The sequence below is a fragment of the Microbacterium halotolerans genome, from assembly GCF_003569805.1.
Taxonomy (GTDB): domain Bacteria; phylum Actinomycetota; class Actinomycetes; order Actinomycetales; family Microbacteriaceae; genus Microbacterium; species Microbacterium halotolerans.
The window spans coordinates 501,915-519,469 of the sequence record NZ_KZ984051.1 but is presented as its reverse complement, the minus strand read 5'-3'; the positions used below and the strand labels follow the sequence as shown (position 1 = coordinate 519,469).

17 protein-coding genes and 1 pseudogene are annotated in these 17,555 nt (G+C 69.2%); 10 read left to right on the top strand and 8 right to left on the bottom strand.

Annotation, left to right across the window (positions count from 1 at the left end):
- Positions 1-80: 80 nt before the first annotated feature.
- Entirely contained in the window at positions 81-1,514 is a 1,434-nt protein-coding gene (argG, locus tag DZG09_RS02335; protein WP_119696108.1) for an argininosuccinate synthase, read from the bottom strand.
- A 350-nt stretch (positions 1,515-1,864) separates the two neighbouring features.
- Between argG and DZG09_RS02330 the strand changes: the two genes are divergently transcribed.
- Positions 1,865-3,427 (top strand): HNH endonuclease signature motif containing protein, encoded by a 1,563-nt coding sequence (locus DZG09_RS02330; protein WP_119696107.1) that lies wholly within the window; start codon positions 1,865-1,867, stop codon positions 3,425-3,427.
- A 44-nt stretch (positions 3,428-3,471) separates the two neighbouring features.
- On the opposite strand, the gene DZG09_RS02325 is transcribed toward DZG09_RS02330, so the two are convergent.
- Genes DZG09_RS02325 through DZG09_RS02295 form a run of 7 tightly spaced genes read right to left on the bottom strand, consistent with a single transcriptional unit; the run spans position 3,472 to position 9,813 of the window.
- Positions 3,472-4,629: a hypothetical protein gene (locus DZG09_RS02325; RefSeq protein WP_119696106.1), complete on the bottom strand. Its 1,158-nt coding sequence runs from the start codon at positions 4,627-4,629 to the stop codon at positions 3,472-3,474.
- A complete protein-coding gene (locus DZG09_RS02320; protein ID WP_119696105.1) occupies positions 4,623-5,390 on the bottom strand; it encodes a hypothetical protein in 768 nt (255 codons plus the stop codon). The genes DZG09_RS02325 and DZG09_RS02320 overlap by 7 nt, the downstream gene beginning before the upstream one ends.
- On the bottom strand, positions 5,387-6,421 hold the full coding sequence (locus DZG09_RS02315) for a VWA domain-containing protein (protein ID WP_119696104.1): 1,035 nt from the start codon (positions 6,419-6,421) through the stop codon (positions 5,387-5,389). The genes DZG09_RS02320 and DZG09_RS02315 overlap by 4 nt, the downstream gene beginning before the upstream one ends.
- A complete protein-coding gene (locus DZG09_RS02310; RefSeq protein WP_119696103.1) occupies positions 6,418-7,398 on the bottom strand; it encodes a VWA domain-containing protein in 981 nt (326 codons plus the stop codon). Before DZG09_RS02310 ends, DZG09_RS02315 begins: the two co-directional genes overlap by 4 nt.
- Positions 7,389-7,925: a hypothetical protein gene (locus DZG09_RS02305; protein ID WP_119696102.1), complete on the bottom strand. Its 537-nt coding sequence runs from the start codon at positions 7,923-7,925 to the stop codon at positions 7,389-7,391. The genes DZG09_RS02310 and DZG09_RS02305 overlap by 10 nt, the downstream gene beginning before the upstream one ends.
- Positions 7,912-8,808, bottom strand: coding sequence for a DUF58 domain-containing protein (locus DZG09_RS02300; RefSeq protein ID WP_119696101.1), 897 nt, complete (start codon positions 8,806-8,808; stop codon positions 7,912-7,914). Before DZG09_RS02300 ends, DZG09_RS02305 begins: the two co-directional genes overlap by 14 nt.
- 6 nt (positions 8,809-8,814) lie before the next feature.
- Complete coding sequence (locus tag DZG09_RS02295; protein ID WP_119696100.1) at positions 8,815-9,813, bottom strand: AAA family ATPase; 999 nt, start codon at positions 9,811-9,813, stop codon at positions 8,815-8,817.
- A 69-nt stretch (positions 9,814-9,882) separates the two neighbouring features.
- Here DZG09_RS02295 and DZG09_RS02290 point away from each other — a divergent pair, with 69 nt between their 5' ends.
- From DZG09_RS02290 to prpB, 9 genes and pseudogenes are all read left to right on the top strand, one after another.
- Complete coding sequence (locus tag DZG09_RS02290) at positions 9,883-10,107, top strand: hypothetical protein (protein ID WP_119696099.1); 225 nt, start codon at positions 9,883-9,885, stop codon at positions 10,105-10,107.
- Positions 10,104-10,280 (top strand): annotated as a pseudogene (locus tag DZG09_RS17030) (ATP-binding cassette domain-containing protein); the annotation flags it as partial. The gene DZG09_RS02290 and the pseudogene DZG09_RS17030, both read left to right, overlap by 4 nt.
- 83 nt (positions 10,281-10,363) lie before the next feature.
- Positions 10,364-10,771: an ATP-binding cassette domain-containing protein gene (locus DZG09_RS17025; RefSeq protein WP_338039993.1), complete on the top strand. Its 408-nt coding sequence runs from the start codon at positions 10,364-10,366 to the stop codon at positions 10,769-10,771.
- Complete coding sequence (locus DZG09_RS02275; RefSeq protein WP_119696096.1) at positions 10,768-11,925, top strand: ABC transporter permease; 1,158 nt, start codon at positions 10,768-10,770, stop codon at positions 11,923-11,925. The genes DZG09_RS17025 and DZG09_RS02275 overlap by 4 nt, the downstream gene beginning before the upstream one ends.
- A gap of 139 nt (positions 11,926-12,064) precedes the next feature.
- The gene (locus DZG09_RS02270) at positions 12,065-13,354 is read left to right on the top strand and encodes an adenylosuccinate synthase (RefSeq protein ID WP_119696095.1); all 1,290 of its coding nucleotides are present in this window, start codon (positions 12,065-12,067) and stop codon (positions 13,352-13,354) included.
- A 140-nt stretch (positions 13,355-13,494) separates the two neighbouring features.
- Complete coding sequence (locus DZG09_RS02265) at positions 13,495-14,643, top strand: low temperature requirement protein A (RefSeq protein ID WP_119696094.1); 1,149 nt, start codon at positions 13,495-13,497, stop codon at positions 14,641-14,643.
- Positions 14,644-14,687: 44 nt separating this feature from the next.
- Positions 14,688-14,993, top strand: a complete 306-nt coding sequence (locus DZG09_RS02260) for a chorismate mutase (RefSeq protein ID WP_119697337.1) — start codon at positions 14,688-14,690, stop codon at positions 14,991-14,993.
- A 114-nt stretch (positions 14,994-15,107) separates the two neighbouring features.
- Positions 15,108-16,634, top strand: a complete 1,527-nt coding sequence (locus DZG09_RS02255) for an MmgE/PrpD family protein (protein ID WP_119696093.1) — start codon at positions 15,108-15,110, stop codon at positions 16,632-16,634.
- Positions 16,634-17,533 carry a methylisocitrate lyase gene (prpB, locus tag DZG09_RS02250; RefSeq protein WP_119696092.1) on the top strand — a complete coding sequence of 300 codons (900 nt, stop codon included), beginning with the start codon at positions 16,634-16,636 and terminating at the stop codon, positions 17,531-17,533. Before DZG09_RS02255 ends, prpB begins: the two co-directional genes overlap by 1 nt.
- The last annotated feature ends 22 nt before the right edge of the window (positions 17,534-17,555 follow it).

Genomic DNA, 17,555 nt, shown 5'->3' with positions numbered 1-17,555 from the left:
GGGCGCAGGCGCGTGGGCACGCGGCGTTCGCGCTGCGTCGTGGGCTCAGGACGCCGTCGGCGTCGCCCGGTTCTCCCCGCTCAGTCCGTGCCGGTGTCGAAGGCCGCGGCCTCGCCGACGCTGTCGAGTGCTTCGGCGGCCTCGGAGTCGAACGGCTGCGCGTGCGAGGTGATCGCCGCAGCGCCCCCTGCCTCGAGCGAACCGATCAGCTCGCCCGTCGTGCCGCCGATCATGCCGCGCTGCACGTAGCCCTCGAGGCGTGCGCGGGAGTCGGCGATGTCGAGGTTGCGCATCGTCATCTGGCCGATGCGGTCGATGGGGCCGAACGCTGCATCGCCGACGCGCTCCATCGACAGCTTCTCGCCCGCGTACGACAGCGAGGGGCCCGTCGTGTCGAGGATCGTGTAGTCCTCGCCGCGACGCAGCCGGATGGCGACCGTTCCGGTGATCGTGGAGCCGACCCACTTCTGGATCGACTCGCGCAGCATCAGCGACTGCGGCTCGAGCCAGCGGCCCTCGTACATCAGCCGACCCAGGCGGCGGCCCTGCTCGTGGTACGTGGCGAGGGTGTCCTCGTTCACGATCGCGTTGACGAGGCGCTCGTAGGCGACGAACAGCAGCGCCATGCCGGGCGCCTCGTAGATGCCGCGGCTCTTGGCCTCGATGATGCGGTTCTCGATCTGGTCGTTCATGCCGAGACCGTGGCGTCCGCCGATCGTGTTGGCCTCGCGCACCAGCTCGACCGCGTCGGTGAACTCGCGTCCGTTGATCGCGACGGGGCGGCCCTGCTCGAAAGTGACCGTGACGTCTTCGCTGGGCACCTCGACGGACGGGTCCCAGTACTTCACGCCCATGATCGGCTCGACGGTCTCGAGCGAGACGTTCAGGTCTTCGAGGGTCTTCGCCTCGTGGGTCGCGCCCCAGATGTTCGCATCGGTGGAGTACGCCTTCTCCGCCGAGTCTCGGTACGGGTAGCCGTGTTCGATGAGCCACTCGCTCATCTCCTGCCGGCCGCCCAGCTGCGAGACGAAGTCGGCGTCCAGCCACGGCTTGTAGATCTGCAGCGCGGGGTGGGCGAGCAGGCCATAGCGGTAGAAGCGCTCGATGTCGTTGCCCTTGTAGGTCGACCCGTCGCCCCAGATGTTGACGCCGTCCTCCTTCATGGCGCGCACCAGCAGCGTGCCGGTGACGGCGCGCCCGATCGGCGTGGTGTTGAAGTAGGTGCGACCTGCCGACCGGATGTGGAAGGCGCCGCACGCGAGTGCGGACAGGCCCTCTTCCACCAGCAGCGGCTTGCAGTCGATGAGGCGCGATCTCTCTGCGCCGTACTCGAGCGCGCGCTGCGGAACCGTGTCGATGTCATCCTCGTCGTACTGGCCGAGATCGCCGGTGTAGGTGAAGGGCACCGCACCGGCATCCTTCATCCAGGCGACGGCGCAAGAGGTGTCAAGACCACCGGAAAAGGCGATGCCGACGCGCTCGCCGACGGGGAGGGACTGCAGGACCTTCGACATGCTGTCCATCCTACGCCGGTGAGTCGGCGCTCCGATGCGGGGCCTGCTGGAACGGGTGCGCAACGGTTCCGGTCGGTTCCGGATGCGCGCATGTCGACTCCGGTGAGTCCGTCCGAGTCGTGCAGACACCACCGTGGGGGCAAGCCGCGCCGTGTTGCCTGCACGTCAGCGGACTGAGCCTGGCGTGCGCCCCATTCTGCGAGCGCACCGGAGGGGCGCTCATTGAGTGAACAAAGATTCGATTCGGGCGAAGGGTTCGTCTGAGCTGTCGTGTCGAAGGCCGGATGCGCAGTCCTGTAAAGATGGGCTGAACTCTGGACAGAATCGAACAAAGATACTAAACTACAGACATGACGACGATGCCAGCTCTCGACTCTCGCGGGGACGCTCTCGCAAGAGTCGAGGCTGCCGTGGGCGAGATCTCCGGGCTCGTTGATGCGGTGTCAGGCCTGTCGGATCGTGACGTGGTCGCGTTCACGGGCGAGACCGAGGCGCTGGGTCGCCTTGTCGACGCGCTCCGGGTGCGTGCGGCGGGGGAGATCGACGTGCGCTCGCGGATGCCAGAGCGTGAGCCGAAGCGGCAGGTCTCGACGAAGCTCGGCTGCCGCAACGCGGTCGAGGCGCTCGAGCGGATCGCCGGCGTATCGGATCAGACGGCTCAGCAGCGGACCAGGCTCGACCGGAGCACCCGCCCTCGCGCGACGCTGGCGGGTGAGGAGCTTCCCGCTCCGTTCCCCGCAGTGTCGGCGGTGTTCCGCTCCGGCGCGCTCGGCGAGGAGGCTGCGCGGTACGTGACCACCCAGCTCTCCAGGGTGGCCAGACGCGGCGTCGCGGCGCGCAACGAGATCGCGACGGCTGAGTTCGAGCTGGTCGCCGGCGTCGTCGACCCCGACGAGCGCCCAGATCTGGAGCGGCTGGCTGATGAGATCCCCGAGCTCGAAGGGCATCGCCCGTTCGACTCCGAGCGCCCCACCGAGACGTACGGGCAGCTCAAGGTGATGACCGACACCTGGGTGCGCTTCCTTGAGCGCGACGGCTTCGACCCGGATGCGGAGGTCGCGTCGCGCTGCCGCGGCCTCACGCTCGGCCGCGAGAAGCGCGGTCTGATTCCGATCTTCGGCAGCCTTGTGCCCGAGACAGCGGCGGGTCTGAAGCGCCTGTTCGACGCGCATGCCGCGTCGCGGGTCGCCTTCCAGCCGACGGAAGATGTTCGCCTGGCCGAGGAGAAGACCGAGGAGGACCAGTGGGTGGATGCCGACGTCGTCCGTGATCCGCGCACGCCCGCGCAGCGTCGGCACGACGTGCTCACGTCGATCGTGCAGACGGCGGCGGCCTCTGCAGACGCGCCCTCACTGGGAGGAGCGGCACCCACGCTGGTCGTGACCACGACCGCGAGCGACCTCGACGGCGGCATCGCCCGCATCGACGGCATCGACATTCCGGTTCCCGCCAGCGTTGCGAATCGCATCGCCTGCACCGGCGCCGTGCAGAAGATGGTCTTCGACGATCGCGGCCGCCTCATCCGGCTCGGTGCCCGCGAGCGACTGTTCAACGCCCACCAGCGTCGCGCGATCACTGCGCGCGACGGCGGCTGCGTCATCCCCGGCTGCTCGATCCCCGCCGCTTGGTGCGAGATCCATCATGTTGAGGAGCACTCGCACGGCGGCCCCACTCACACCGACAACGGCGTGCTGCTGTGCTGGTGGCACCACCACTACCTCGAGGATTCCGGATGGCGCATCCAGATGCGCCGCGGCGTTCCCCACGTCGCGGCCCCGGGGTGGATCGATCGACACCGACGATTCCGCCCCGCCTGCAATCGCTCCCGCGGTACGCCTCGTCGGAACGGGAAGGCCTCGGCGAGCACGTACGCGGGTGGGCAGGCGTCCGGCCGTCCGGCTGAGCGAAGCTGAGTGCGCGGGCGGCGGTTCCGCGGCAGCGATCGGCCAGTGGGGCGCTATGGCGCCGGGTTCTCCTCCAGCGCTTTCTCGAACGCGTCGCGATCGGCCTCACTGAGCAGCTGGGTGCCGTAGAACATCAGCTGCACGCCCTCCATCGGGGTGCCGTTCTTCGCGTTCTCCGCCTCTTGCTGCTTCGTCCAGCGGCCGGTGTCGTCGTGTGTGAGGTCGATCATCTCGGCGTAGAACAGCGGCGACTCCGGCGCCGCTGTTCCGAAGCCCGGTTCGGCCAGCTCCGTGTAGTACGACCACCGCACCTGCTCTGCCGGGTCGGCGCTGCCGTACAGCTGCTCGAGGCTGTCGTCCGAGATGCCGTCGTACGGCTCGTTGAGCGGATACAGCGAGTAGTACACGCCCTCCTCGCGCAGCACGTCGTCGATCGCGCTCATCACGTCGAGCTTGTCGCCGTAGCCGTGCACCGGCTGCTGGGTCGCCCACACCGGTGCGGTGTACTGCTGCAGCATCGACTCGCCGCCGTATCCGTTGCGCTCGTTGCGCTGCAGCGGGTCGGAGACCTTCACCCAGGTGAAGCCGAACTCGTCGCTCAGCTCGGCCCTGATCCTCGTCGACAGCTCGTCCATCCGGCTCTGCGTCGCTTCGAGCGACGGCGCCTGCAGAATCGCGTTCTCGTCGACGTCCTTGATCCCCGGATAGGCGTGCCCCGGCTGCTCGTGCCCCGGCTGGTCGCCGTAGTCGCCGGCCGCCGAGGTGCGCAGTGCGCTCATCGCCCCGACGGTCCCCACATTGAGCACCAGCACGATCGCGAGTGCCCACGACCCGAGCACCCGCGATGGCGCGATCACCACGGCGGCCACGACGACCGCTGCGACGATGAGCTGCACCGCGAGCATCGTGGCGCCGTAGATCGCATCGGTCGCACCCATCGCGAGCGCCACGAGCAGCACGAGCGCGAAGACCGCGGCGACGGCGACCGCCGACCAGCCGAACGGATGCCGCAGTCGGCGGTTCGTCGGCCTCGTCGCCTGGGGCTCCGGAGGCTCAGGAGCCCCCACTGGTACGGCGAACGGCGACGACGGGAAGCGCCTGGGGTGCTGATAGCCCTCGGGCGGCGGCGTCGGCGGCGCTCCGTCATGGCGCGACAGGAACGGCAGGCTCGAGTGCTTGCGCTGCTGGGGGTCGTCGGCGCCGTTCACCATGGCTTGTCCGTTCCGAAACCGCTGCCGTCCTCGTCGCCGTCGGCGCCCTGGTCCTGGCGCTCCTGGTCGCCGTCCTGCAGCTTCTCCTCGATCTCGTCGAGCTTGTCCTGCTGCTCCTGCTGCTGCTCGCTCGGTTCCTCCTCTTCGCCGCCGTCCTGCGGCTCCTCGTCCTGCGGCTCCTGCTGCTGTTTCTGCTGGAGTCGCTCCTGCTGATCGTCGAGCGTCTCCTCGTTCGAGCGCTCGGGATCCGGCGACTGCTCGTCGGCCTCCTCGCTGCGGCACTCCTCCGGCGTGGCCAGGTTGATCTCCAGCGCCTCCGCATACAGGTCGCCGGCCGACTCCGGAACGTCCGTGCGCGCCTGGTCCGCCATCATCTCGACGACGAGGCCGAGGTTGATGTGCACGGGGCAGGCCTTCAGACCGCTCACGAGCGGCAGCGCCTGCTCGAACTCCGCCCGCGCTTCGGGAAGCCGGTCGTAGGAGGCCAGTCCGACGCCCACGTTGTACGGCGCCAGATAGGGCTCGAACCAGTTCAGCGGCTCCTGGCCCTCGGCGGCCGCAACTGTGCGCGCCGGATCGCCCGAGACGTGACTGGTCACAGCCTGGTGCGCGAAGGCGTACATCGACAGGATCTTCACCACGATCACCAGGCCTGCGATCGCGATGGGGGAGAAGCCGAGCAGCAGCCATCTGCGCAGTCGTCGCCGAGACCGGACGATGTCGTCGCGGTTCCGGATGTCGGATGCGGGCTGAGCGCTCATCGTGCTTCCTTCCGCGCCTCGGGAGACCGGGTCAGGCGCAGCGTTCGCCCGACGCGCGCCGTGGCCACTCCGATCTCGACCGCGAGCAGCGCCGCGACCACGAGTGCGACGATCCAGCTCAGCTCCTCGCGGGCACCGGGCGTCTCCTCTCCGGCGACCGTGGTCGTCTCGGCCGGCGCCTCGGGCAACGCCGCCTCGGTGTCGCCGGTGCGGAGCTGGTAGCCGACGCCGAGCTCGCCTGCGATCCGCTCGAGCGCCGCCTCGTCGACGGTCGACAGCGCGGGCTCACCGGTCGACGGGTCTTCGATGTATCCTCCTGCCGCGCCGGTGCCCGCCTCGACGCGCTTCATCCGCCCGCCCTCCGTCGTGCCGTACCCGAGCACTCCGCCGCCGTCGATGTACGATGCGCTCGCATCGAACGACTGCGGCTCACCCGAGGCGGTCTGCTCGCCGTCGCCGAGGTAGAACACGAGCCTGGCTCTGTCCTCCGCCGATGCGGCCTTCTCGAGCGTTCCGGCGAGTGCGTCTGCCGCGACCCCGATCGAGCTGCCGCTCGAGTTGTCGGTCGGCGGAGGCGCCATCACCTCGAGCGACGACATCAGCGCCGACGTGTCGGTCGTCAGCGGCAGGCGCACCTGTGCGCTGTTGTCGAACGCGATCAGCGCGAACCGTGCCCCCGGATACGCCTCGATCAGCGTGCGCACGTCGGCCCTGACCCCGTCGATCCGGCGCCCCGGCTCGTCGGCGGCACCGTCGTCATCCGGGTCCGTCCAGTCCTCGGCGAGCATGCTCGTGGTGTTGTCGAGCGCGATGATCACGTCGACGTTCGTCGCCACGGACTTCGAGGCGCCGTCGGGAACGCCGGGACGGAAGGCGAGCAGGGCGCAGGCTGCGACCAGCAGCACCCGCACGACCCAGATCAGGCGGGTGGAACCGGTGCGCGCCCTGACGAGCGCCCAGGCGGCCACGCCCAGGCCTGCAAGCGTCAGGGGGACCAGCAGCAGCGGATGCAGCACGGGGAGGAAGCTCATAGTCTCACCCGCCACATCACGACGACGGCGACCAGCACGAACACGAACAGGATGACGATCCACACGGTCGGCTCGTCGGTCTGCACGACCCGGATCTCGCCCTGCAGAGCGCTCGCTTCCTGCTGCTGGACCTCGTCCACGATGTCGGCGACCGTCGTGGTGCCCCGCAGCGCGTACGCCTCGCCGCCCGTCGACTGCGCGGCCCGCACCAGGCTCTCTCCCACCTCGCTGGCGCCCTGGATCGGGTTCAGCGCATACACCCGGATATCGCGGGAAGCGGAGTAGCCGGCCGCCTCCTCGACACTGAGCACCTCGGCGCCGGCCGGCTCGTTGTCGGTGGCCAGGATGATCGAACGCGACCGGTCGAGGTCGCTGTGGTCGAAGCGCAGCGCGCACGCGGCGAGCCCGTCGCCGATCAGGGAGGCGCCCGGCCCGTCGAGCGTGCCGATCCAATGCTCAGGGGTGACGTCGGTGTACTCGAAGCTGTCGCGGAGCGAGGCGAGATGTTCGCGCACGAACTCGTAGTCGTCGGTGAGGGGGAACAGCTGCACGGGCGACGCGTTGAAGATCGTGAGCCCGATGCGCTCTCCCTCGAAGCCGTCGACCAGCTCGATGAACAGATCGAGGACCTCTTTGTCGGTGTCGGCCATCGAACCGGACACGTCGAGGCAGAGCATGATGTCGCGACTGCTGTTCTCCGGCACGATCGTCTGCTCCGCCATCGGGCGCGCGGACACGACGCTGCTCGCGCCGGCGGCGATGGCGCCGACGAGCACGATCGCCGCCAGCGCGATGGCGCGTCTGCGGGTGGCACGGCGCACGGACGGCAGCTGCCGCACCCGCTCGGCGCGGGCGACGAGCGCCCCGTCGCCGGGGTCGGCGCGGTCGCCGCGGCGGCTCCACCAGATGCCGATCACGATCGCGACGCCGACGGCCGCGGCCACAGCGGCGAAGGGCCAGAGCTGGGTCAGTGCCATGCTGTCACCACCTCGCGTGCAGCGGCGATGCCGGGGCCGGGGTCGGTCGGGGCGTCCTCGCCGAAGATGCTCGGGTAGTAGTACCGGTTGAGGGCTTCGACCAGGGCGGGATGCACGTCCTGGTGCTCGAGCTCCTCCAGGCTCATCACCGGGGTGGCGACGCCCGTGTACTCGTTCACGAAGCGGCGCGTGATCGCGCTGAGCTCCGCGTTCACGCCGCGCGCGTCGAGCGTGCCGGTCGCGTGCGCCTGCTCGACGAGATCGATGCGGTGCAGATAACCGGCGCGCAGCTGCTCGAGCTGCTCCACCGGAGTGCCCCGCTGCACCGGAACGGGCTGGGCGGGCGGCGGCTTCGGCGGTCGGGTGAGCACGATGATCAGCACGACGACCAGGATGAGAACCACGATGATGCCGAGCGCGAGCAGCAGCCACCAACCGGAGTACTGCGCAGGCGGGTACAGCTCTTCCGGGCCGATGCCCTCCGCCGTCTCGACGAGGAGAGCGGCGCCGACGTCAGCGGCGGGCATGGGCGGCCTTCCTGCGATGCAGCATGCTCAGCAGCGCCGGCACGACGTCGTCGTGCGTCGACACGGTCGCGCTGCTGATCTCGAGCGTCGAGAGCACCTCGCGCCGCCGAGCGGCAGCGGCTTCCCGTGCCTCGCTCAGCTCGGCGACGACGTCATCGTGACCGTGCAGGAACGCCGGCACCGCCCATCCGGTCTCGGCGTCGCGCCGCGCAGCGCGCGATGGCCGATCGAGTACCGGGTCGGCGTCGCGCACCGTGATCCAGAGCACGTCGTGCTGCACGCGCAGGCGCCGCAGACCCTGCTCATCGGCATCGGTCAGCGGCGCTTCGTCGGTGACGATCACCAGCAGCGCGCGCTTCGACACAGTGCGCGTCACGGTCGTCAGCAGCTGCTGACGATCGCTCGGCGCCGCGTCCGGTGCTGACGCTCGCTGAATCGCCCGCAGCGCGTGCTCGAGCGCGCCCTCCGAACGGCGCGGCGGTGTGCGGCCGATGCCCGCGGCATCGCCGTAGAGCACGCTGACCTCATCGCCGTGCCTGGTGGAGAGCACGCCGAGGGCGCCGACCGCCATGATCGCCAGCTCGCTCTTCGGCCGTTCGTTCGGCGCAAGCGCCGCCATGTCGCGACCGGTGTCGACTGCGAACACGACGGAGTGCATCCGGCTCGCGCGCGAGCGCTTGACGAGCAGCGCCGACAGGCGTGCCGTGGCGCGCCAGTCGATGTCGCGGATGTCGTCGCCGTGCTCGTACCGGCGCAGGTCCTCGAAGTCGAGGCTGCGGCCGTGGAACAGCGACGCGTATGCGCCCTCGAGCGCGTGCGCCGACTTGCGCCGCGAATGGATGAAGAGTCTGCCCTTCACCCTCGTGAGCAGGGTGGACGTCATGGCGGGCTACGGCGTCGGAACCGACTGGAAGATCGCGTCGATCAGCTCTTCGCTGCGCACGCCGTCGGCCTCGGCCTCGAATGTGAGCAGCAGGCGGTGGCGGAGCACGAGGTGGCGCAGCTCGCGGATGTCTTCGGGGATCACATGCGAGCGGCGGTTCAGCAGAGCGAGGGCGCGTGCGCACTGCAGGAACGCGATCGACGCGCGGGGGCTGGCCCCGTACTTGATGTAGCGGGCGCGCTCCTCGCCGATGTACGGGGCGGGATTGCGCGTGACGTAGCTGAGCCCGACGATGTAGTTCCGGATGGCGGGCGAGACGTGGATGCGCCCAGCGACGTCCTGCATCAGGAGGACGTCGCCGAGGCTCGCGGTGCTGTCGAGGTGCCGATCGGGGTCGAGCAGGCCCGTGTCGATGCGCGCCAGCACCTCGAACTCCTCCTGCGGGCTCGGGTACTCGACGATCTCCTTCATCAGGAAGCGGTCGAGCTGAGCCTCCGGCAGCTCGTAGGTGCCCTCCTGTTCGACCGGATTCTGCGTCGCGATGACGAGGAACGGCTTGGGCAGATGGTGCACCTGCCCGCCGATCGTCGTCTGGTGCTCCTGCATCGCCTCGAGCATGGCCGACTGGGTCTTCGCGCTGGAGCGGTTGATCTCGTCGAGCAGCACGAAGTTCGCGTGCACTGGCCCGAGCACTGTGCGGAACGAGCCCTTCGAAGCGTCGTAGACCTGGTTGCCCGTGATGTCGCTCGGCAGCAGATCCGGCGTGCACTGGATGCGCTTGAAGTCAGCGGCGACGGTGTCGGCGAGCGTCGAGGCCGCCGTGGTCTTCGCCAGGCCTGGCACCGACTCGAGAAGAATGTGACCACCAGCGATCAGGGCGACAAGCAGGCTCGTCCTGAGGCGCTCCTGCCCCACCATGCGCACCGAGTACGCCGCGGCGATGTGGTCGAGCACCTGACCGGCGCGCGCCAGCTCCTGCTCCGTCGGTACGGTCTGCGATGCCATGTCAGCGGCTCTCCTTCGTTGGCTCCGTCAAGACTACGGGTCACCGTCGACGTTGCGCGCTGGGCAGAGGTGCCCGCACTACGGCACTTCCTGCTCGGCGGCATCCGGATCGCGCAGCACCTCGATGACGAAGATCACGGCGGCGGCCGCCGGACGCGCGAACTGCCAGGCCGCAACGGCGTGACCGGAGCGGGGCCGGTGCGCGACTGCACCCGTCGCAGCGGCGCGGACATGCAGTCAGCGTATGACGCGCTTCGCCGGATGTCGGCGGGCAGCGGTAGCGTGACGGCATGACCGAGGCGAGCGAGGCGCACGACGGCGTAGTGGTGCGGAGCGTCGCACGATCGTTCGGCAGCGTGCACGCGGTGCGCGATGTCAGCTTCGATGCGCGACCAGGACGGATCACGGGCCTGGTCGGCCCGAACGGCGCAGGCAAGACGACGCTGCTGCTGATGCTCGCATCCCTGCTCGCACCCGACGCCGGCTCGATCCGGCCGCACGGATCGCGCTGCGAGCGCACCTGCGCCGCCTCGCCGACGAGGGCGCTGCCGTGCTGGTCTCGAGTCATGTGCTCTCTGAGCTCGAGGAGATGGTCGACGATGCCGTGTTCATGTCGGCGGGCGCCACGGTCGAGCATCGGCCGGATCTCGCAGCACCCGGTCGCCTGCGCGACTGGCGGCTGCGCGTGGCCGGAACCAGGCAGACGGGGCCGGAACCGTGGCGCGAGGCCGTGGAACGTGCGCTCGACGGCGTGAGCGTGCGCGTCGAACGACGTGATCTCGTGGCCGGTTTCGCGGACGAGCAGCGGGCGGCGGACGGCCTGCGCGCGCTCGTCGCGGCGGAGATCCCGGTCGCGGAGTTCGCTCCGGCGTCCGGAGATCTGGAGAGCGCGTTCCTCGATCTGAAGAACCTTCCGGGCCCGCCATCTGATCCGACCGGGGGAGGGAGCGCACGATGAACCCCACTCGCATCGGCGTGCTCGTCGGTCTCGACCTACGCCAGAGAGCGCGGCGCCCCGGCTTCTACGTGCTGCTCGGCGTGTTCTTCGTCGTGGTGTGCGCGATCACCTGGCTCGGCTCGCTCGTGTTCTCCGGCTCTGCGTCGATCGGCTCGGGCATGTTCTCGGTTGCGATCTACGGCGTGCTGCTGATGGCCGTCCTCGTCACTCCGACTTTCACCGGCAACGCGATCAACGGCGACCGCGACGGCGCCACCCTGGCGCCCGTGCAGGTCACACTCGCGACGACCAGCGAGATCCTCGCAGCGAAGCTGCTGGCGGGCTGGGCGACGGGGCTGGTGTACCTCGTCGTCGCGCTGCCCGCGCTCGTCATCGCTCTGATCCAGGGATACGCCAGTCCGCCTGAGACGGTGTTCTACGCCTCTGAGACCGTGCCGCCGCACCCGGCGACGCTCATCGTCTCCGTACTGGTGCTCGCCGTCGAGATCGGCGTCGTGGCGGCGATCGGCGTGGGGCTGAGCGCCGTGATCGCACGCCCGCTGTTCTCGGTCGCTGCCACCTACCTCGTCGTGATGCTGCTGGTGCTCGGCACGCTGATCGCGTTCGGCCTCGGCACGTTCGCCGTGCGCTCTTCGACGTCGACGCTCACCGAGAGCCCCAGCGAGATGTACGGGCAGGTGCAGTCGTGCGACGTCAGCGCGGAGCCGTGCACCGTGCCGCGCCCCGACGTCTCGGCCGAGTGCATCGAGGTGCGCGGCACCGGCGAGACGGTGCGCTACGACCGCGTGTGGTGGGTGCTCGCATCGAACCCGTTCGTCGTGCTCGCCGATGCGACGCCGACGACGTACGACGCAAACGGCAACCCTGTCGACCTGTTCGGTCAGATCAAGCTCGGCATGCGCTCGGCTCAGCACGAGCCGGAGTTCGAGAGGCGGGACTGGAACGACCCGTGCGACGGGCGGCCTGCGATCGAGGGGGGCATGTACCCGCCCGACGAGCACCCGACTGCGCGCGAGCAGATCGAATCGAGCGTGCCGAGCTGGTTCGTCGGGCTCGGCCTGCAGCTGCTGATCGCAGTCGGCCTGATGCTCTGGGGCGCTGCCCGTACCCGTGCGCCGGCCAGGCGCACACCGCCCGGCAGTCGCATCGCGTGATGTGTTCGGGGTTCCTCATCCGACCGGGCGCGCATCAGAAGCACTCAGGCCGAACTCGAGACGTACGGCACGCTTCGCCGGATGTCGGTGGCACGCCGTAGGATCGCAAGGTACGTAACCCATCGAATAAGGGGGACGAATGCCAGGCATCGTCATCGTTGGCGTCCAGTGGGGCGATGAGGGCAAGGGCAAGGCCACTGACCTTCTCGGCGACCGAACCGATTGGGTGGTGAAGTTCAACGGCGGGAACAACGCGGGCCACACGGTCGTCATCGGCGACGAGAAGTACGCGCTGCACCTGCTGCCCAGCGGCATCCTGTCGCCGGGCGTGACGCCTGTGATCGGCAACGGCGTCGTCGTCGACCTCGAGGTGCTGTTCGAGGAGCTCGACGCGCTGAACGCGCGCGGCATCGACACGTCGAAGCTCAAGATCTCGGCGAACGCGCACATCATCACGCACTACCACCGCACGCTCGACAAGGTGCAGGAGCGCTTCCTCGGCAAGCGCCAGATCGGCACGACGGGCCGCGGCATCGGCCCCAGCTACGCCGACAAGATCAACCGGATGGGCATCCGGATGCAGGATCTGTTCGACGAGTCGATCCTGCGGCAGAAGGTGGAGGGGGCGCTCGACCAGAAGAACCACCTGCTGCTGAAGGTCTTCAACCGCCGCGCGATCACGGTCGACGAGGTCGTCGAAGACCTGCTCTCGTACGTCGAGCGCGTTCGTCCCATGGTGTGTGACACCGGGCTGCTGCTCGACAGAGCGCTCGACCGCGACGAGGTCGTGGTGTTCGAGGGCGGTCAGGCGACCATGCTCGATGTCGACCACGGCACCTACCCGTTCGTGACGAGCTCGACCGCAACAGCGGCGGGCGCAGCGAGCGGTTCGGGCGTCGGGCCGGGGCGCCTCGACCGCATCGTCGGCATCGTGAAGGCGTACACCACGCGTGTCGGGGCTGGTCCCTTCCCGACCGAGCTGTTCGACACGGATGGCGACGGCAACTGGCTGCGCACGACAGGTCACGAGTTCGGCACGACGACGGGCCGCGAGCGCCGCGTCGGCTGGTACGACGCTCCGATCACGCGCTATGCGACGCGTGTGAACGGCATCACCGACCTCGTGCTGACCAAGCTCGATGTGCTGACGGGGCGTCCGACCATCCCCGTGTGCGTCGCCTACGACGTGAACGGCGAGCGCTGCGACGAAGTGCCGGTCAGCCAGAGCGACTTCCACCACGCGACGCCGATCCTGGAGGAGTACCCGGGATGGAGCGAGGACATCTCGGGCTGCCGCACCTTCGAGGAGCTGCCGCAGAACGCGCAGGACTACGTGCTCGCGCTCGAGCGCATCAGCGGAACGCGCATCTCGGTGATCGGCGTCGGCCCCGCCCGCGATGCGGTGATCGTGCGCCACGACCTGACCTGACCGTTCGCCGCTGCGCGCGTGTCAATCCGCAGGTCGCTCCTTCGTCCTCGAGCGGCCCCGTTGTCTGCGTGTGCAAGGAGGTCATTCGGTGCGAAAGGGACCGCCCGATGGCAGACTGATGCGCTGAGGAGGTTCCACAGATGAGCACCACCCGCGCACTGCTCGGCCGTACTGCCGAGAACCGATCGCACGTCGGCCCCGTCGAGCTGTTCTTCGATCTCGTCTACGTCTTCGCCATCATCCAGCTGTCACACCTGCTGATCGAGCACCTCGACTGGGTGGGAGCTGCGCAGACGGTCATCGTCTTCGCCGCAGTCTGGTGGGGGTGGAACTACACCGCGTGGGCGATGAACTGGCTCGACCCCTCGCGCACGCCGGTGCAGCTGCTCAGCGCAGTGCTGATGTTCGCGGCTCTCGGCATGTCCGTCGCGATCCCTTACGCATTCGGCGATGGCGCGCTGCTGTTCGTCGGGTGCTATCTGTTCATGGGCATCGCACGCCCCGTGTTCATGATGGTCACCTTCCGCGGTCAGCAGCTGGCGCACAACTACCGGATGCTGCTGATCTGGACGCTCGGAGCCGGGGTGCTGTGGGTGGCGGGTGCGTTCCTGGAGCCGCAATGGCGTCTCGTGCTGTGGATCGCGGCCGTGCTCGTCGACTATCTCGCACCCATGGTGCACTTCCGGGTTCCGGGTGTCGGCGCCGCCCCGATGCATCTGTGGGACACCGATGCCGAGCACCTCGCGGAGCGCAACCGGCTCGTGTTCATCATCGCCCTCGGCGAGTCGATCCTGCTGATGGGCGGCACGGTGGTCGACCACGGTGAGCTCACGGCGCCGCTCGCGCTGAGCCTGCTGGTCGGCTTCGCGTCGCTGTTCGTGCTGTGGTGGAACTACTTCGCCCTCAACGGTGAGGACACCGGCGGAGACGGCTCGACCGCTGCGCTGCGGTCGGCGTACGCCTATGCGCACGCCTTCATGGTGCTCGGCGCGATCCTCGTGGCGGTGTCGATCGAGCTGCGCCTCTCGCACGACCACCTCACGCCGGCGATCGTGGCGGTCACCGTCGCGGGCCCCGTGGTGTATCTCATCGGCAACGTGCTGTTCCTGCGCTCGCGCCGCGGCGTGCTCGCTGTCTCGCGCTTCGTCGCCATGGCGGTGCTGCTGGCGATCGGCGTCGTCGCGCTCCTGGTCGGCGAGACGTTCCCGATCCTGTGGCTCAGCATCGCACTGCTCGCGGTCACGGCTGCGCTCGCCGCACTCACCGTGCGGCAGCGCCGCCGCGCCTGACCGCTCTCCCCGTGGCACGGTATCGTCGAGCCGTGGCGGATGAGATGAACGAGGACCCGATGCAGGCGCTGCTGCGCCTGCGCGCCAGCATCGACAACATCGACGCGGCGCTCGTGCACATACTCGCGGAGCGATTCCGCGCGACGAAGCAGGTCGGGCACCTGAAGGCGAACCACGATCTGCCCGCCTCCGACCCGGAGCGGGAGAAGCAGCAGGTGGCGCGCCTGCGCGCGCTCGCCGAAGACGCCCATCTCGACCCGGAGTTCGCGGAGAAGTGGTTCAACTTCGTCGTCGCCGAGGTCATCCGGCACCACGTCGATGCCGGTGCAGAGGAGAACGAGCGGTCGTAGACTCACTCAGGTGCGGCGAACTGCCGTTATCGCTGAGACGCAGCGGCACTTCGCCGCACCTGAGCAGCGCGGCGCGGGCCACAAGTCCGGGCGGGATCGACGGAAGGGGCGGGGATGACAGTGACCCACCAGGTACGGACGCACCGCAGCGAGGAAGAGCTGCCGCGCGCGCATCAGCTCGCCCACCGGATCGCGCAGGTTGCGGCAGACCCGGTCGCCGTCGATGACGAGGTCGTCGACATGGTGATCAACCGCGTGATCGACAACGCTGCGGTCGCCGCGGCCTCGCTCACCCGGGCACCCGTGGCATCCGCACGTGCGCAGGCCCTGGACCATCCGGTCTCCCGCGGCGGCGATGGAGCGACCGTGTTCGGCTGCGATCAGGCCGTTCGGACCAGCCCGGAGTGGGCAGCGTGGGCGAACGGCGTCGCGGTGCGCGAGCTCGACTACCACGACACCTTCCTCGCTGCGGAGTACTCGCACCCCGGCGACAACATCCCGCCGATCACCGCCGTCGCCCAGCACGTCGGTGCCGACGGCGCGGTGCTCGTGCGCGGCATCGCGACAGGCTACGAGATCCAGATGGATCTGGTGCGCGCGATCAGCCTGCACAAGCACAAGATCGACCATGTCGCGCATCTCGGCCCATCGGCGGCGGCCGGCATCGGCACGCTGCTCGGCCTCGACGCCGATGTGATCGCGCAGGCGGTGTCGCAGGCGCTGCACACCACGACCGCGACCCGGCAGTCGCGCAAGGGCGAGATCTCGACGTGGAAGGCGCACGCCCCTGCGTTCGCCGGCAAGATGGCGATCGAGGCCGTCGACAGGGCGATGCGCGGGCAGACCAGCCCCGCCCCGATCTACGAGGGCGAGGACGGCGTGATCGCGTGGCTGCTCGACGGGCCGGACGCCCGCTACGAGGTGCCGCTGCCCGCGCCGGGTGAGCCCAAGCGCGCGATCCTCGACTCCTACACGAAGGAGCATTCGGCCGAGTACCAGGCGCAGGCGTGGATCGATCTCGCCCGCCGCCTCGGCACCGAGCGCCCCGAGCTGCGCGACCCGGCGAACGTCGAAGCGATCGTGCTGCACACCAGCCACCACACCCACGTGGTGATCGGCTCGGGCTCCGGCGACCCGCAGAAGTACTCCCCTGATGCCTCCCGAGAGACGCTCGACCACTCCATCCCGTACATCTTCGCCGTGGCTCTGCAGGACGGCGGCTGGCACCACGTCGACTCGTATGCGCCGGAGCGCGCCCGCCGCGCAGACACCGTCGCGCTGTGGCACAGGGTGACCACGGCGCTCGACGAGGAGTGGACGCGCCGCTACCACTCGGAGGATCCGGACGAGAAGGCCTTCGGCGGCCGGGCGGAGATCCGGATGACCGATGGCTCGGTGATCGAGCAGGAGATCGGCGTGGCCGACGCGCATCCGCTGGGCGCCCGGCCGTTCTCCCGCCCGGACTACGTAGCGAAGTTCCGCCTGCTCGCCGAGCCCGTGCTCGAGCCGGGCGAGATCGAGCGCTTCCTCGACCTCGCCCAGCGTCTGCCGGAGCTGACCCCGGACGAGGTGCGCGAGCTGACGATCGTCGCCCGCCCCGGAATGCTCGAGTCCGTGCCGATGCCGATGGGGCTGTTCTGATGCTGTATTCGCAGGTTCCGGCTCACGAGAAGCGGCGGGCGTTCCGCGAGCGGCTCGACTCGGGCGAGCTGCTGCGGCTTCCCGGGGCGTTCAACCCGCTGTCGGCAAGGCTGATCGAGTGCAAGGGCTTCGACGGCGTCTACGTGTCGGGTGCCGTGCTCTCGGCCGACCTCGGCCTGCCCGACATCGGCCTCACCACGCTCACCGAGGTCGCCGCGCGCGCCGGTCAGATCGCGCGTGTGACCGACCTGCCGACCATCGTCGACGCCGATACCGGCTTCGGCGAGCCGATGAACGTCGCCCGCACGGTCCAGACGCTCGAGGACGCCGGTGTCGTCGGCTGCCACATCGAGGACCAGGTCAACCCGAAGCGGTGCGGCCATCTCGACGGCAAGGAGGTGGTCGACGAGCCGACCGCGCTGCAGCGCATCCGGGCGGCGGTCGACGGCCGCCGCGACCCGAACTTCCTCATCATGGCGCGCACCGACATCCGGGCCGTCGCGGGGCTCGACGCGGCGATCGACAGAATCCGCAAGCTCGTTGAAGCAGGTGCAGACGCGATCTTTCCCGAGGCGATGCGCGACCTCGACGAGTTCCGTGCCGTGGCGGAGGCCGTCGATGTGCCGGTGCTGGCCAATATGACCGAGTTCGGCAAGAGCGATCTGTTCACGACCGACCAGCTGCGCGACGCGGGGATCCGCTTGGTGATCTGGCCGGTCTCCCTGCTGCGGATGGCGATGGGCGCCGCCGAGCGTGCTCTCGATACGCTGAACGACGAGGGGCGCCTCACCGCTCGACTCGACGAGATGCAGCACAGGGCCGACCTGTACGACCTCATCGATTACCAGGGATACAGCAGGTTCGACGAGGCGGTCTTCGACTTCCAGATCGACAGATAGGCCCCACAAGGGCGAACAGTGC